The 13968-nt window shown below is 65.0% G+C and carries 13 protein-coding genes; 12 read left to right on the top strand and 1 reads right to left on the bottom strand.

Features of this window, described 5'->3' with window-relative positions:
• Positions 1–29: 29 nt before the first annotated feature.
• Together lon and yihA are read left to right on the top strand one after the other, a co-directional pair.
• Entirely contained in the window at positions 30–2429 is a 2400-nt protein-coding gene (gene lon / locus B8V81_RS05805) for an endopeptidase La (RefSeq protein WP_101807936.1), read from the top strand.
• Positions 2426–3046, top strand: a complete 621-nt coding sequence (gene yihA / locus B8V81_RS05800; protein ID WP_028597485.1) for a ribosome biogenesis GTP-binding protein YihA/YsxC — start codon at positions 2426–2428, stop codon at positions 3044–3046. Before lon ends, yihA begins: the two co-directional genes overlap by 4 nt.
• Before the next feature lie 142 nt (positions 3047–3188).
• Here yihA and B8V81_RS25655 read toward each other — a convergent pair whose 3' ends face one another.
• Complete coding sequence (locus B8V81_RS25655; RefSeq protein ID WP_228551621.1) at positions 3189–3407, bottom strand: hypothetical protein; 219 nt, start codon at positions 3405–3407, stop codon at positions 3189–3191.
• Positions 3408–3422: 15 nt separating this feature from the next.
• Between B8V81_RS25655 and B8V81_RS25650 the strand changes: the two genes are divergently transcribed.
• The 10 genes from B8V81_RS25650 (at position 3423) to B8V81_RS05750 (ending at position 13907) form a co-directional block, all read left to right on the top strand.
• On the top strand, positions 3423–3806 hold the full coding sequence (locus B8V81_RS25650; RefSeq protein ID WP_228551619.1) for a non-ribosomal peptide synthetase module: 384 nt from the start codon (positions 3423–3425) through the stop codon (positions 3804–3806).
• 295 nt (positions 3807–4101) lie between these two features.
• Positions 4102–4500 (top strand): adenosylmethionine decarboxylase, encoded by a 399-nt coding sequence (gene speD, locus B8V81_RS05790; protein WP_028597487.1) that lies wholly within the window; start codon positions 4102–4104, stop codon positions 4498–4500.
• Positions 4501–4731: 231 nt separating this feature from the next.
• Positions 4732–6099 (top strand): glutamyl-tRNA reductase, encoded by a 1368-nt coding sequence (hemA, locus tag B8V81_RS05785; protein ID WP_101807935.1) that lies wholly within the window; start codon positions 4732–4734, stop codon positions 6097–6099.
• A 162-nt stretch (positions 6100–6261) separates the two neighbouring features.
• Positions 6262–6978 carry a cytochrome c biogenesis protein CcsA gene (gene ccsA, locus B8V81_RS05780; protein WP_244912724.1) on the top strand — a complete coding sequence of 239 codons (717 nt, stop codon included), beginning with the start codon at positions 6262–6264 and terminating at the stop codon, positions 6976–6978.
• A 34-nt stretch (positions 6979–7012) separates the two neighbouring features.
• Positions 7013–7660 (top strand): precorrin-2 dehydrogenase/sirohydrochlorin ferrochelatase family protein, encoded by a 648-nt coding sequence (locus B8V81_RS05775; RefSeq protein WP_101807933.1) that lies wholly within the window; start codon positions 7013–7015, stop codon positions 7658–7660.
• Between the two features lie 12 nt (positions 7661–7672).
• Entirely contained in the window at positions 7673–8635 is a 963-nt protein-coding gene (gene hemC / locus B8V81_RS05770; RefSeq protein ID WP_101807932.1) for a hydroxymethylbilane synthase, read from the top strand.
• Between the two features lies 1 nt (position 8636).
• Positions 8637–10214 carry a uroporphyrinogen-III C-methyltransferase gene (gene cobA, locus B8V81_RS05765; RefSeq protein WP_043110894.1) on the top strand — a complete coding sequence of 526 codons (1578 nt, stop codon included), beginning with the start codon at positions 8637–8639 and terminating at the stop codon, positions 10212–10214.
• Between the two features lie 124 nt (positions 10215–10338).
• Entirely contained in the window at positions 10339–11340 is a 1002-nt protein-coding gene (gene hemB, locus B8V81_RS05760; RefSeq protein WP_028597491.1) for a porphobilinogen synthase, read from the top strand.
• The gene (hemL, locus tag B8V81_RS05755; protein ID WP_028597492.1) at positions 11337–12656 is read left to right on the top strand and encodes a glutamate-1-semialdehyde 2,1-aminomutase; all 1320 of its coding nucleotides are present in this window, start codon (positions 11337–11339) and stop codon (positions 12654–12656) included. Before hemB ends, hemL begins: the two co-directional genes overlap by 4 nt.
• A 3-nt stretch (positions 12657–12659) precedes the next feature.
• Entirely contained in the window at positions 12660–13907 is a 1248-nt protein-coding gene (locus tag B8V81_RS05750; RefSeq protein WP_219623310.1) for an RluA family pseudouridine synthase, read from the top strand.
• Positions 13908–13968 lie beyond the last annotated feature (61 nt).

The raw sequence follows: 13968 nt of genomic DNA, 5'->3' as shown, positions 1-13968 counted from the left end.
AAGACTATCTTAAGGTGGGAGGTGTTGGCATGGGACCTGCCAAAGGAAAAAGCCGCAGGCTGCCGCTGCTCCCTCTGCGGGGACTTCTCGTTTATCCCAGCATGGTGCTTCATCTCGACGTCGGAAGGGAAAAGTCCGTCAAGGCGCTTGATCGGGCGATGCTGGGCGATCATATGATTCTGCTCAGCTCCCAGTCGGAAGTGAACATCGAGGAGCCGACGGAGGAGGACATCTACCGCATCGGCACGATCGCCAAGGTGCGCCAGATGCTGAAGCTGCCGAACGGCACGATCCGCGTGCTCGTCGAAGGCGTCATGCGCGCCGAGATCCAGGACTACCTGCCTCAGGAGGAGTTCTACGAGGTGACGGCGCGGGAGCTGCCGGAGGAGGAGTCGACCGATCCGGAGATCGACGCCCTCATGCGCTCGGTGCTGAGCCAGTTCGAGCATTACATCACCCTGTCCAAAAAAGTGACGCCGGAGACGCATGCGGCGGTATCCGACATCGACGAGCCGGGCCGGCTCGCCGACGTCATCACGAGCCATCTGTCGCTCAAGATCAAGGATAAGCAGGAGATTCTCGAGACGGTCGACGTGAAGGCGCGGCTCGAGAAGCTGCTCGACCTGCTCGGCAACGAGCGCGAGGTGCTGGAGCTCGAGCGCAAGATCAGCCAGCGCGTCAAGAAGCAGATGGAGAAGACGCAAAAGGAATACTACCTGCGCGAGCAGATGAAGGCGATCCAGAAGGAGCTCGGCGACCGCGAGGGCCGCGCCGGCGAGGTCGAGGAGCTGCGGGCCCAGATGGATGCGGCGGAGCTGCCCGAAAAGATCAAGGAAAAGGTCGTCAAAGAGATCGACCGGCTGGAGAAGATGCCGGCGTCCTCGGCCGAGGGCGGCGTCATCCGCAATTATATCGATTGGCTGCTGTCGCTTCCATGGAGCAAGCGGACCGAGGACGACCTCGATCTGGCCAAGGCCGAGGCCGTTCTTGACGAGGACCATTACGGGCTCGACAAGCCCAAGGAGCGCGTGCTGGAATACTTGGCCGTGCAGAAGCTCGTGCAGAAGCTCAAAGGGCCGATCCTCTGCCTCGTCGGCCCTCCCGGCGTCGGCAAGACGTCGCTCGCGCGCTCGATCGCGCGGTCGCTCGGCCGCGAGTTCGTCCGCATCTCGCTCGGCGGCGTGCGGGACGAGGCGGAGATCCGCGGGCATCGCCGCACGTACGTCGGCGCGATGCCGGGCCGGATCATCCAGGGCATGAAGACGGCCGGATCGATGAACCCGGTGTTCCTGCTCGACGAGATCGACAAGATGGCGTCGGACTTCCGCGGCGATCCTTCGGCGGCGCTGCTCGAAGTGCTCGATCCGGAGCAGAACGGCACGTTCAGCGACCATTTCATCGAAGCTCCGTTCGATCTGAGCTCCGTCATGTTCGTCACGACGGCCAATGCGCTGCACAATATTCCGCGGCCGCTGCTGGACCGGATGGAAGTGCTGTACATCCCCGGCTACACGGAGCTCGAGAAGGACCAGATCGCCCGCCGCTACTTGCTGCCCAAGCAGAAGCGCGAGCATGGCCTCGAGGAGGAGCAGCTGACGCTCGAGCCGGATGCGCTGCTCGCCCTCATCCGCGAGTATACGCGCGAGTCGGGCGTGCGCAACCTGGAGCAGCAGGTCGCCTCGATCTGCCGCAAGGCCGCCAAAAAGCTCGTCTCGGAGCCGGGCAGCGCGCCGATCTCCGTCGACCGGGCGCTCGTCAAGGAGTGGCTCGGACCGGCCAAATTCCGCTACGGCCTCGCCGAGGCGGAGGATCAGGTGGGCGCGGTGACGGGCCTTGCGTGGACCGAGGTCGGCGGCGACACGCTCGTCATCGAGGTGACGGTGCTGCCGGGCGCCGGCAAGCTGACGCTGACCGGCAAGCTGGGCGACGTCATGAAGGAATCCGCGCAGGCCGCGTTCAGCTTCACGCGCTCGCGGGCGGAGGAGCTGGGGCTCGATCCGCAGTTCCATGAAAAGAACGACATCCACATCCATATTCCCGAAGGGGCGATTCCAAAGGACGGTCCGTCCGCAGGCATCACGATGGCGACCGCGCTCATCTCCGCGCTCACCGGCCGCAAGGTCAGCAAGACGGTGGCGATGACCGGCGAGATCACGCTGCGCGGCCGCGTGCTGCCGATCGGCGGCCTCAAGGAAAAGTCGCTCGCCGCGCATCGCGCCGGCATCCGCAAGGTGCTGCTGCCTGCGGACAACGAGCGCGACCTCAGGGACATCCCGGACAGCGTGCGCGCCGACATGGAGTTCGTGCCCGTGGCCCATATGGACCAGGTGCTCGAGCATGCGCTGCTGCCCGAGGCCGCTCCCGTTTCCGCGCTTTCCGCGCCGGAGGCGGCAGCAAGCGAAGAGAAAGCAGGGACACCGATTCTATGAAAATCACGAACGCCGAATTCATCATCAGCGCGGTCCAGCCGCATCAATATCCTAGCGACGCCTTGCCGGAGATAGCTCTGGCAGGGCGTTCCAATGTCGGCAAATCGTCATTGATCAACAAGCTGATCCTGCGCAAGAATCTCGCCCGGACGAGCTCCCAGCCCGGCAAGACGCAGCAGCTCAACTACTACCGCATCAACGAGGCCTTATATTTCGTCGACTTCCCGGGCTACGGATACGCCAAGGTTTCCAAGACCGAGCGCGAGGCCTGGGGCAAAATGATCGAGCGCTACCTTCAGAACCGCGAGGAGCTGAAGCTCGTGCTGCTCGTCATCGATATCCGCCACGACCCGTCCAAGGACGACGTGCTCATGTTCAACTGGCTCAAGCATTTCGGCATTCCGATGTGCATCGTCTGCACCAAGGCGGACAAAATTCCGAAGAGCAAGTGGGACAAGCATAAAAAGGCCGTGCGCACGACGCTCGGCGCCACATCGAAGGATGCGCTCGTTTTGTTCTCCTCCGAAACGGGTATGGGAAGGGAAGAGCTTTGGGACGTTCTGGCGCAATCGGCCGGAATTGCGAGCGAAGAGCAGCAAGGAACAGCGAATTCCTAAGGAAATCGGGTTTTGCCTTCTCCGAATCGCGGCTGGCCGCTTCTAATTCTGAAATACGGCGGATTATCAAGCGCGGCTGGCAGGAAACGCCGCCGCCGATCACGTATAATGAAGATAAGAAACGAAATCCAGAGTCCCTTTTTCAAACCAGAGAATTGAGGAGATTTTTATGGCTCAGCGGATAGCCACCGAGTATGTTCAAGCCAAACTGCAATTGACCCGTGAAGAGATGACCCGTTTTTACCGCTTCATCAAGGACCAGCATGTGCGCATAAGCGTCATGGTGCTTGAGGGCGGCAATCAGGAGGCGGTTCTCGAAGACAGCGCAGGGAGGGAAAAAGTCCGCTTTGTATTTCAGCAAGAAGATGGCTGCTTCGTGTGCGAATGGTCCTGCCGGATCACGCAGCCTGCGCTCACGAACGTGATGCGCAAGCTCGTTGCGACCTTCAAGGGCGACGCGGTCGTCAACCGAATCTATAGCCATTATACGATGACGTACGAGTATCAGGCCGGAGCGGTGCAGCGCATCAGCGAGCAGACGGCCAAGGGCACCCGGCTCGTCTATCAGTTCAAGGACACGCTGGGCGAGCTGGAGCGCACGTTCCGGCTGAATGCCGCCGAGCAGGAGATCGACTGGCTCAAGGCTTCGGTGAACCGGCTGCTGGACAGCCGCCTGACTGCCGCGGACGATGCCGAGCGCCGCGAGATCGACCGCCTGCTGGCCGATCATTCGAGCCGCCTGTTCGCGCTGGAGGCATAGCTTCCGAGCGCGGGCCCGCATCCAGCGGCCTTTTCGTTCCAGACCGTCCGGACCTCGCGTCCGGCGGTCTTTTTTCGTTCTCCGCAGCCGCCCGTTTTTTACAGAAAAAAAGGTTGCATTTGGGGGGGATAGATGGTATTTTTAATTTCGTTGAAAAAAACCCAATATAGGAACCAGGATTCACTCAGGACATGGATATGTTGCGAGAGAGAGTTATCCCTCGGGAAGTGAATGACGTAGGTCCTAGCGGATGAAATTTTTAATCATTTTATTCCTAGGAAGGGGGAGCCGGAAGATGGAATACTCAACTTTCGGAAGACATGTTGCGGTTGATGCTTGGGGAGTAGATTTCGAACTCATTAACAACGCCGAGTTTCTGCAAGCCCACATGGTAGAAGCGGCGGAGGCATGCGGCGCATCTGTGCTCTCGGTTCAAGCCAAGCAATTCGAGCCCCAAGGCGCAACGGTACTGGTGCTCTTATCGGAGAGCCACCTCTCGATTCACACGTATCCAGAAAGAGGCTTCGCCGCGCTCGACTGCTACACCTGCGGCGAGACGGTAGATCCGCAGCTCGCGATCGACTACATGCTGGCCGTCCTGAAGCCGAAGACGACGCACGCCAAGAAGCTCGTACGCGGTATGGGAGAGCTTCAAGTCGTAGAACCGGAACTGAAAGCAACCGAACTGGTTTAAAAGACCGGAACTCTGTACAAATGACCATGGAGCTCTCCATGGTTATTTTTTTTAGGGAGAATACGGATCTGCAGCCAGGACCAAACTAGATGCCGTAAGGATAGACAGGCTTCGCGTCAACAAAACGTCAAAGTTTGCGCGAGCGGACTTGTGCTTGTATGTTATAATGATTCTAATGTACGGAATAGACTCGTCTTATAAGGCACAGACATAGAGAGGCGGTGATGTCACATGCATATTGTTGTGGTCGGCCTGAACTACCGTACCGCGCCGGTCGAAGTCCGCGAGAAGTTCGCGATCTCGGACTCCGACCTTCCTCGTGCGGTAGAGGCGCTGAAGGCGACCTCCAGCATCCTTGAATGTGTCATTGTCGCGACCTGCAACCGCACCGAGCTGTATGCCGTCGTCGATCGGCATCAGCTGTGCGCCTATCATATCCGCTCCTTCATGGAGCAGTGGTTCCATCTGCCGAGAGAATCGTTCACGAACCATCTCTATATGCATGAGGACGACCGTGCGATCCGCCATCTGATGCGCGTGACGAGCGGCCTCGACTCGATGGTCATCGGCGAGACCCAGATCCTCGGCCAGGTGCGTAGCGCGTGGCTGCTGTCCCAGCAGAAGCGGGCGACCGGCACGATCTTCAACATGTTGTTCAAGCAGGCGGTGACGATGGCCAAGGCGGCCCACTCGGAGACGTCGATCGGCGAGTCGGCCGTGTCGGTCAGCTATGCGGCCGTCGAGCTCGGCAAGCGCATCTTCGGCCAGTTCAACCGCAAGACGGTCATGATCATCGGCGCGGGCAAGATGAGCGAGCTGACGGCCAAGCACCTGTATGCCAACGGCGCGGACCGGGTGCTTGTCGTCAACCGCACGTTCGAGCGCGCGGCCGAGCTGGCCGCCAAGTTCAACGGCATTCCCTGCTCGATGGACGAGGCGGTGCGCCGTCTCCATGAGGCCGATATCGTCATCAGCTCGACCGGCTCGAGCGGCTATGTGCTGGCTCGGGACGTCGTCGCCGCCGCGATGCAGCGCCGTCGCTCCAAGCCGATGTTCATGATCGACATCGCCGTTCCGCGGGATCTGGATCCGGCCATCGCCTCGGTCGACAATGTCTTCCTGTATGATATTGACGACCTGGAGGGGATCGTGGAGATGAACCTGGAGCATCGCCGTCAAGAGGCGGAGAAGATCGAGACGATGATCGCTTCGACGATGGACGAGTTCCACCAGTGGTATCGGACGCTTGGCGTCGTGCCGCTGATCCGGTCGTTGCAGGAAAAAGCCGACGACATCCATCGCCAGACGATGGACAGCCTTGCCAAGAAGCTGCCCGATCTGGACGAGCGCGAGCTCAAGGTCATCCAGAAGCTGACCAAAAGCATGTTGAACCAGATGATGCAGGATCCGATCCATGGCATCAAGGAGCTCGCCGGGGAGCGGAAGGCGGACGACGCGATGGAGCTGTTCGCGAAGCTTTTCGACCTCAAGGATCAAGAGCCGGAGCCGGAAGGCGGAGCCAAGGGGAAAGTCCTAGCCGACAAAACGACGGCGGCCCGTTCCCAAGCCGCTTCTCCGCTTGCGATTGTCGCGCCCTGACCGATCCGCAGCCGCCGTGCGGCCTCGCCTATGCAGGAATAGGACAGGAGGGCGCCATGTATGGGTACGTACTGGTTTTACGATAGCTTGTTGTATATATACGCCCTGAGCCTTCTGTTTTACTTCTCCGACTTCGTGGATTCGAACCGGAGGGCGAAGCGGATGGGCGCAGGGCTGCTTGTGTTCGTCTGGGTGCTGATCACCGGGGTCGTGCTGTACCGGATCTGGGCGCATATGGACATGACGCTGTTTTCCCGGTTTGAATATTGGCTCGGCGTTTCCTGGCTGCTGTTGACGGCCTCGCTCGTCATCAGCCGCTTCTTCCGAATCGAATTCATCGTTTTTCTCGTCAATCTGATCGCTTTCAGCGTGCTCGCGCTCAACCTGTTCAGCGACCCGAGCGCGGAAATTCCGCTCGCCCCGTGGAAGCTCGCCCAGGAGCTGCTCATCCTGCATATCAGCCTCGTGCTCTGCGCGTTCTCGCTGCTGGCGATCTCCGCCGTATTCGCCGGAATGTACCTGTTTCTGCACGGCAGGCTCAAAACCCGGCGCTGGAGCCGCGGCGTGGCGCGGCTGCCGAGCCTGGAGCAGCTGGATCGGTTCTCGTATCGGCTCGTGCTGTTCGGCGTGCCGCTGCTGGCGCTGTCGCTTTCGGTCGCGGTCGTCTCGGTCGTCGTCGAAGGCCGCCTCGGCTATCTGCTCGACTGGAAGGTCGTGAGCTCGTTCGCCGCGCTCGGGCTGTACGCCTATGACCTGTTCCGGCGGGCGGTCAAGCGCAGGCCGGCGCTGCAGAGCGCGCGCTGGAACCTGATCTGCTTCGCGATGCTCGTCCTCAATACGCTCATCAATCCCGCATCCAACTTCCATCGCTGGTCCTGAGCCGGACCGGCCGACCCCGAGGAGGCTCCCTGCGATGACCGCATACCCCGCCATGCTGCGGCTGTCCGGCCGCCGCTGCCTGATCGTCGGCGGCGGCCCGGTCGCTCAAAGAAAAGCCGACGGACTGCTCGCCGGCGGCGCCGACCGGCTGGAGCTGGTCGGCCTCTCCTTTACGCCCGGCTTGCTGGAGCTGGCCCGTCAGGGGCGGCTTCAGCTCCATGCGCGCGAATATCGCAGCTCGGATCTGGACGGGGCTTTCCTCGTCGTCGCGGCAACGGACGATCCTGCGCTCAACGCGCGGATCGGGCGCGAGGCCGAGCGGCAGGGCCGGCTGTTCAACGATGCTTCCGGCTCGTGGCCAAGCAGCTTCGAGACGGCCGCGGCGGTCCGCGACGGAGCGGTTTTGCTCGCGGTGCATGCCGGCGGCGAGGCGCCGGCGTTGGCCGCCGTGCTGCGTTCCGAGCTGGAGCGGCGGTACGGCGGCGGGCGTTACGCCGAGGCGGCGCGCCGCATGGGCGAGCTGCGGCGGCGATTGCTGGAGCAGGAGCCGGATGCCGACGTCCGCCGGGAGCGGCTGCGGCGCGAGGCTGTCCGCCTGTCCGCCTGGGCTGCCGACGGACGCGAGGAGGCGCCCGGGGCGAAGCGGACGGAGGGCAAGGACGACCGGCAGCAGTCTACATAAGGAGGAACTCCCATGCAGCAACTATCCAGAGAAGCGCGGACGATCGTCGTCGGCACGCGCCAGAGCGCGCTGGCGCTGACCCAGACGGGCCATGTCATCGAGGCGCTCCGCCAGATCAGCGAAGCCCGCGGCTTCGGCTACGAATTCGAGATCCGCAAGATCGTCACCAAAGGCGACCGCATCCTTGACGTCACCTTGTCCAAGGTGGGCGGCAAGGGGCTGTTCGTGAAGGAGATCGAGCAGGCGCTGCTGGACGGAGAGATCGACCTGGCCGTCCACAGCATGAAGGACATGCCGTCCGAATTGCCGGAAGGGCTCATGAACGGAGCGGTGCCGAAGCGCGTCGATCCGCGCGACTGCGTCATTACCCGCGGCGGCGTCCCGCTGTCGGAGCTTCCTCGCGGAGCTGCGATCGGCACGAGCAGCCTGCGCCGCGCGAGCCAGCTCAAGGCGTACCGGCCTGACTTCGAGATCCGCTCGATCCGGGGCAACATCGACTCGCGCATCCGCAAGCTGGAGACCGAAGGACTGGATGCGATCGTGCTGGCGACGGCGGGACTGCTGCGCATGGGCTGGGAAGACCGCATCAGCTCTCCCGTCGATCCCGACATCTGCCTGCCGGCTGTCGGCCAGGGAGCGCTCGGCATCGAGTGCCGCGAGAGCGACGCCGGCGTGCGCGAGCTGCTCGCGCTGCTTGACGATGCCGATACGGCGCTGGCGGTCGCGGCCGAGCGTACGTTCCTCGGCGCGCTGAACGGCGGCTGCCAGATCCCGATCGGCGCCCATGCCGTCATCACGAGCCGTACGGAGCAAGGACCGGAGCTGACGCTGACCGGCATGGTCGGCTCGGCGGACGGCGCGACGATCCTCAAGGAGATCCGCAAGGGCACGGATCCGCAGGCGCTCGGCCTCGAGGTGGCGCAGGCGTTGCGCGACCAGGGCGCGGACCGCATTCTCGCGGAGCTCGGAAGCTGACATGACCGCCAAGGGGATCGTTTATCTGGTGGGCGCCGGGCCGGGAGACCCGAAGCTCATCACCGTGCGGGGGCTGGAGCTGCTCTCGCGCAGCGACGTCGTCGTTTATGACCGGCTGGCCAGCCCGCGCCTGCTGCGCCAGCTGAAGCCCGGCGCCGAGACCATCTATGTCGGCAAGCTGCCGGATCGCCACACGATGAAGCAGGAGGAGATCAACCGCCTGCTCGTCGACCTCGCCCTCCAAGGCAAGACCGTCACCCGGCTCAAGGGCGGCGACCCGACGATTTTCGGCCGCGTCGGCGAGGAGGCGGGGCTGCTCGCCGAGCACGGCATCGAGTTCGAGATCGTGCCGGGCATCACGTCGGCGATCGCAGTCCCTGCGTATGCCGGCATTCCGGTGACGCATCGCGACCACGCGTCCTCGTTTTCCGTCATCACGGGCCACGAGAGCCCCGACAAGCTTGACCAGTCGATCGACTGGGAAAAGGTGACGAACGCCACCGGCACGCTGCTGTTCCTGATGGGCGTGGCCAAGATCGGCTACATCGCCGCGCAGCTGATCAAGCATGGCCGTCCGGACTCGACGCCGGTCGCGCTCGTCCGCTGGGGCACGCGGCCGGAGCAGCGGACGCTGACCGGCACGCTCGGCGACATCGAGGCCAAGGTCGAGGAGGCCGGCTTCAAGCCGCCGGCCGTCATCGTCGTCGGCGAGGTCGTCCGCCAGCGGGAGGCGCTGCAGTGGTACGAGCGCAAGCCGCTGTTCGGCTGCCGCGTGCTCGTCACCCGCGCGCGCGAGCAGGCGAGCGGTCTGTCCGAGCTCATCGAAGAGATGGGCGGGGAGCCGTGCGAGTATCCCGTCATCGAGACGGTGCCGGTCGAAGGAGCGGCTGCGGACGCGGAGCTCGCGGCCGCGCTGGACGCCGCCGCGACGTATGACTGGCTGTTTTTCACGAGCGTCAACGGCGTGGAGCATTTCTTCCGCCGCCTGCGCGGCGCCGGAGGCGACATCCGCCGGTTCCATCGGGCGCGCATCGCCGCCGTCGGGCCTAAGACCAAGTCGGTGCTCGAAGCCCGCGGCCTGCAGGCCGAGGCGCTGCCGATGGAGTTCCAGGCCGAGGGCATGCTGGACCATCTGTCCGGCCTGATCGAGGCCGGGCAGCGCGCTCTGGTCGTGCGCGGAACGCTGGCGCGCGATACGTTGCCGCTCGACCTGGAGCGCCGCGGCTTGCTGACCGATCGGCTGACCGTCTACGATACGGTGCTGCCCGAGCGGCAGGACGAGTACGCGCTCGAATGCCTGCGCGACGGCCGCGTGCAGGCGGTCACGTTCACGAGCTCGTCGACCGTAACCAATCTGCTGACGATGCTGCGCCGCGCCGGCGAGGACGATCCGCTGCGGCTGCTGGCCGGCTGCGAGATCGCCTGCATCGGGCCGGTGACGGCCCGCTCCGCCCGCGAGGCGGGACTTGAGCCGACCGTGCTGCCCGAGGCGGCGACGATCGAGTCGCTCGCAACCGCGCTCGCCGCAAGGATGGCGGAGCGGCGTCTATCCGCATCTGCCGGCGATGCGCCGGCCTAAGCGTCTTGCCCGAGCGGCGGCGGCATCCGGCCCCGCCGCTCCTGCGTTTCTTGCTATTTTTTTCGAGTCGAATGACCAGACCGTACGACCGAACGAACGAATTCTAAAGGAGGCCCATCCCGCCATGACCCATCCCATAGTCCGACACCGCCGCCTGCGCCGCACATCCGCGCTGCGCTCGATGGTCCGCGAGACGCTGCTGACGCCAAGCGACTTCATCTATCCGGTGTACGTCGTGCACGGCGAGAACAAGGTGGAGGAGATCTCCTCCATGCCGGGCGTATTCCGCTATTCGCTGGACCGCCTGGAGGCGGAGATCCGCGACATCGCAGCGCACGGCATTCCGTCGATCATGCTGTTCGGCATCCCGGAGAGCAAGGATGAAGCCGGCAGCTCGGCCTACGACGCGAACGGCATCGTGCAGCAAGCGACGCGCCTCATCAAGCAGTGGGCGCCGGAGCTGGTCGTCATGGCCGATACCTGCCTCTGCCAATTCACCGATCACGGACACTGCGGCGTCGTGCATCAGCATCCGCGCACGGGCGAGGTCGAGGTGGACAACGATCCGTCGCTCGAGCTGCTTGTGCGCGCGGCCGTCTCCCAAGCGGAGGCGGGAGCGGACGTGATCGCTCCTTCCAACATGATGGACGGCTTCGTCGGCGCGATCCGAGCCGGCCTCGACGAGGCGGGCCATGCCGACATCCCGATTCTTTCCTACTCGGTCAAGTACGCCTCGGCCTACTACGGACCGTTTCGCGAAGCGGCGAATTCGGCGCCTCAGTACGGCGACCGCAAGGCGTATCAGATGGACCCGGCGAATATCCGCGAGGCGCTGCGCGAGGCGGACACGGACGTGGCGGAAGGCGCGGACATGCTGATGGTCAAGCCGGCGCTCGCCTATCTCGACGTCGTGCGCGCGCTCAAGGAGAACTTCGATCTGCCGCTCGTCGCCTACAACGTCAGCGGCGAGTATGCGATGGTCAAGGCCGCGGCCGCGAACGGCTGGGTCGACGAGCGCAAGATCGTGCTGGAGACGCTGCTCGGCATGAAGCGGGCCGGAGCCGATCTCATCATTACGTACCACGCCAAGGACGCGGCCCGGTGGCTGAAGGAGGAGCAGGCATGACAAGCGGACAAGAACAGGCAGGCGGATTCGGACGGAAGGACGACACGCGCTCGCGCGCGGCATTCGAGGAAGCGAAGCGCTTCATCCCGGGGGGCGTCAACAGCCCCGTGCGCGCGTTCAAGTCGGTCGGGCTGACGCCGGCCTACATGGAGCGCGGCGAAGGCGCGGTCGTCTACGATCTCGACGGCAACAAGTACATCGACTACATCGGCTCCTGGGGGCCGCTCATCCTCGGCCACGCGCATCCCGAGGTGATCGAGGCGATCAAGTCCACGGCGGAGAAAGGCACGAGCTTCGGCGCGCCGACGCTGCTGGAGACGGAGATGGCCAAGCTGGTGTGCGAGCGCGTGCCTTCCTGCGACATCGTGCGCATGGTCAACAGCGGCACCGAGGCGACGATGAGCGCGCTGCGCCTCGCCCGCGGCTATACGGGCCGCAGCAAGATCCTCAAGTTCGAGGGCTCGTACCACGGCCATGCGGACAGCCTGCTCATCAAGGCCGGATCGGGCGTCGCGACGCTCGGCCTGCCGGACAGCCCGGGCGTGCCGGAGTCGACCGCCTCGCATACGATCACCGTTCCCTACAACGACCTCGCGTCCGTCCGTCTCGCCTTCGAGAAGTTCGGCGAGGAGATCGCCTGCGTCATCGTCGAGCCGATCGCCGGCAACATGGGCGTCGTGCCTCCGCTGCCGGGCTTCCTGCAAGGGCTGCGCGACGTGACGAGCGAATACGGCAGCCTGCTCATCTTCGACGAGGTGATGACCGGCTTCCGCGTCCACTACAACTGCGCGCAAGGGCTGTACGGCATCACCCCGGACCTGACCTGCCTCGGCAAAGTCATCGGCGGCGGCCTGCCGGTCGGCGCCTACGGCGGACGCCGCGACCTCATGGAGCGGATGGCTCCGGCGGGGCCGATCTATCAGGCCGGCACGCTGTCGGGCAATCCGCTGGCGATGGCGGCGGGCTTCACGACGCTCAGCCTGCTGACGCCGCAAACCTACGAGCAGCTCGAGCGGCTGTCGCTGCGGCTGCAGGCGGGCTTCGAGGACAACGCCCGCGAGGCCGGCGTGCCGGTGACGATCAACCGCGTCGGCTCGATGGTAGGCCCGTTCTTCAACGAGCGGCATGTCGTCAACTTCGAGACGGCGCAGGCGAGCGACCTCGGCCGCTTCCGCGCCTACTTCGGCTCGATGCTCGAGCTCGGCGTGAGCGTCGCCCCGTCGCCGTTCGAAGGCATGTTCGTCTCCGCGGCGCATACGCCGGAGCTGATCGACCGCACGATCGAAGCGAACCGCGAAGCGCTGCGGCGGCTGTAAGCGATGGATCCGTCCGCGAGGGAGGCTGCGGCGGCCGGTTCGCGGCCTGACGCGCCTGAGGCGCCGAAGGCGAGTCCGCAGAGCTCCGCGCTGCTGCTGGACGCGGCGGAGCGGAGCGGCGAATGGCTGCGCGTGCCGCTCGGGCCGGGAGCGGAGCAGGCGGGGCTGAAGGCAGGCTCGCATCCCCATGAGGCGAGGCTGCGCTTGTTGGAGCTGAACCTGTTTCCGGCGAAATGGCTCGGGCTGCTGCTGTCCACCGGCGGCATCCGCTGGAGCGGGGCGGCCGGCGCACGAAGCGAGGCGAGGAGCGGCAGCGGCGGGCCGGAAGGCGGGCTAGGCGCTGCCGAGGGCGGCTTGCCGGCGCTGGAGCTGCGGGCGTTCCCGGCGGCGGATGTCCTGGCTTCGCCGGAGCAGCGCGCGGCTCGAGAGCGGCTGGCCGGCTGGGGCGGCCGCTACCCGGACAGCTGGCCGCAGCCGCTGTACGAGGATGACTGGTGCCTCGTCCTGGACAAGCGGGCCGGCCTGCCGGTGCACGGCAGCGGCGCCGCGCCGTCCGCATCGCCCCGAGTGAGCGACGGACGGACGCAGAGCCGCTTCCGCGGCGCGGAGCGGACCGGGAAACAAGGCGGTCCGGCGTCCGGATTCGAGGAAAGCGTCGGCTCGCCTGCTACGCTCGACGAGGCGGCGCTCTGCCGCTGCTTGAGCCTGGGCGACCCGCTGCCGGTCCGCCATGTCCACCGTCTCGACGACGACACATCCGGTCCGGTGCTCTACGCCAAAAACGATCTCGCCCAGCAGACGCTCGACGCCGCCATGCGCGAAAAAGCGATCCGCCGCGTCTATTGGGCGATCGTCCGCGGAGTCCCGCGCCGCCGCGAGGGCGTCGTCGACGCTCCGATCGGCCGCGACCGCCATCACGGCGCGCGCCGCCGCGTCTCGCCGACCGGCGACCATGCGCTTACCCGATACCGGGTGCTGGAGGCGTTCGGCGGCGAGGCGTCGCTGCTCGAGCTGGAGCTGGAGACCGGCCGTACGCATCAAATTCGGGTGCATATGAGCCATATCGGGCATCCGCTGCTCGGCGATGTCCTGTACGGCGGGGCTTCGCCGCTGCTGGGCCGCCAGGCGCTGCATGGCCGGCGGCTCGAGTTCCGGCATCCGTGGAGCGGACGCGAGCTGGCCGTCGACGATCCGCTGCCGGCGGATCTGGAGGCGCTGCTGGAGCGGCTGCGGCGGACAGCCGGGCGCTGAGCCGGCGGCGCGCCTGTCTTTTCGGCGCGAATCGCGCATCCAGCCGCCGAGCGGGCCGAAA

Source organism: Paenibacillus pasadenensis (genome assembly GCF_002864175.1).
Taxonomy (GTDB): Bacteria; Bacillota; Bacilli; order Paenibacillales; family Paenibacillaceae; genus Paenibacillus_O; species Paenibacillus_O pasadenensis.
This window is presented reverse-complemented; position numbering and strand designations above follow the sequence as displayed.

Excerpts from the sequence above, each read along its gene's own strand:
- speD (WP_028597487.1), top strand. The coding sequence starts at position 4,102 with ATGGAATACTCAACTTTCGGAAGACATGTTGCGGTTGATGCTTGGGGA.
- B8V81_RS05775 (WP_101807933.1), top strand. The coding sequence starts at position 7,013 with ATGACCGCATACCCCGCCATGCTGCGGCTGTCCGGCCGCCGCTGCCTG.
- B8V81_RS05750 (WP_219623310.1), top strand. The coding sequence starts at position 12,660 with ATGGATCCGTCCGCGAGGGAGGCTGCGGCGGCCGGTTCGCGGCCTGAC.
- cobA (WP_043110894.1), top strand. The coding sequence starts at position 8,637 with ATGACCGCCAAGGGGATCGTTTATCTGGTGGGCGCCGGGCCGGGAGAC.
- hemC (WP_101807932.1), top strand. The coding sequence starts at position 7,673 with ATGCAGCAACTATCCAGAGAAGCGCGGACGATCGTCGTCGGCACGCGC.
- yihA (WP_028597485.1), top strand. The coding sequence starts at position 2,426 with ATGAAAATCACGAACGCCGAATTCATCATCAGCGCGGTCCAGCCGCAT.
- hemA (WP_101807935.1), top strand. The coding sequence starts at position 4,732 with ATGCATATTGTTGTGGTCGGCCTGAACTACCGTACCGCGCCGGTCGAA.
- ccsA (WP_244912724.1), top strand. The coding sequence starts at position 6,262 with ATGGGCGCAGGGCTGCTTGTGTTCGTCTGGGTGCTGATCACCGGGGTC.
- lon (WP_101807936.1), top strand. The coding sequence starts at position 30 with ATGGGACCTGCCAAAGGAAAAAGCCGCAGGCTGCCGCTGCTCCCTCTG.
- hemL (WP_028597492.1), top strand. The coding sequence starts at position 11,337 with ATGACAAGCGGACAAGAACAGGCAGGCGGATTCGGACGGAAGGACGAC.
- hemB (WP_028597491.1), top strand. The coding sequence starts at position 10,339 with ATGACCCATCCCATAGTCCGACACCGCCGCCTGCGCCGCACATCCGCG.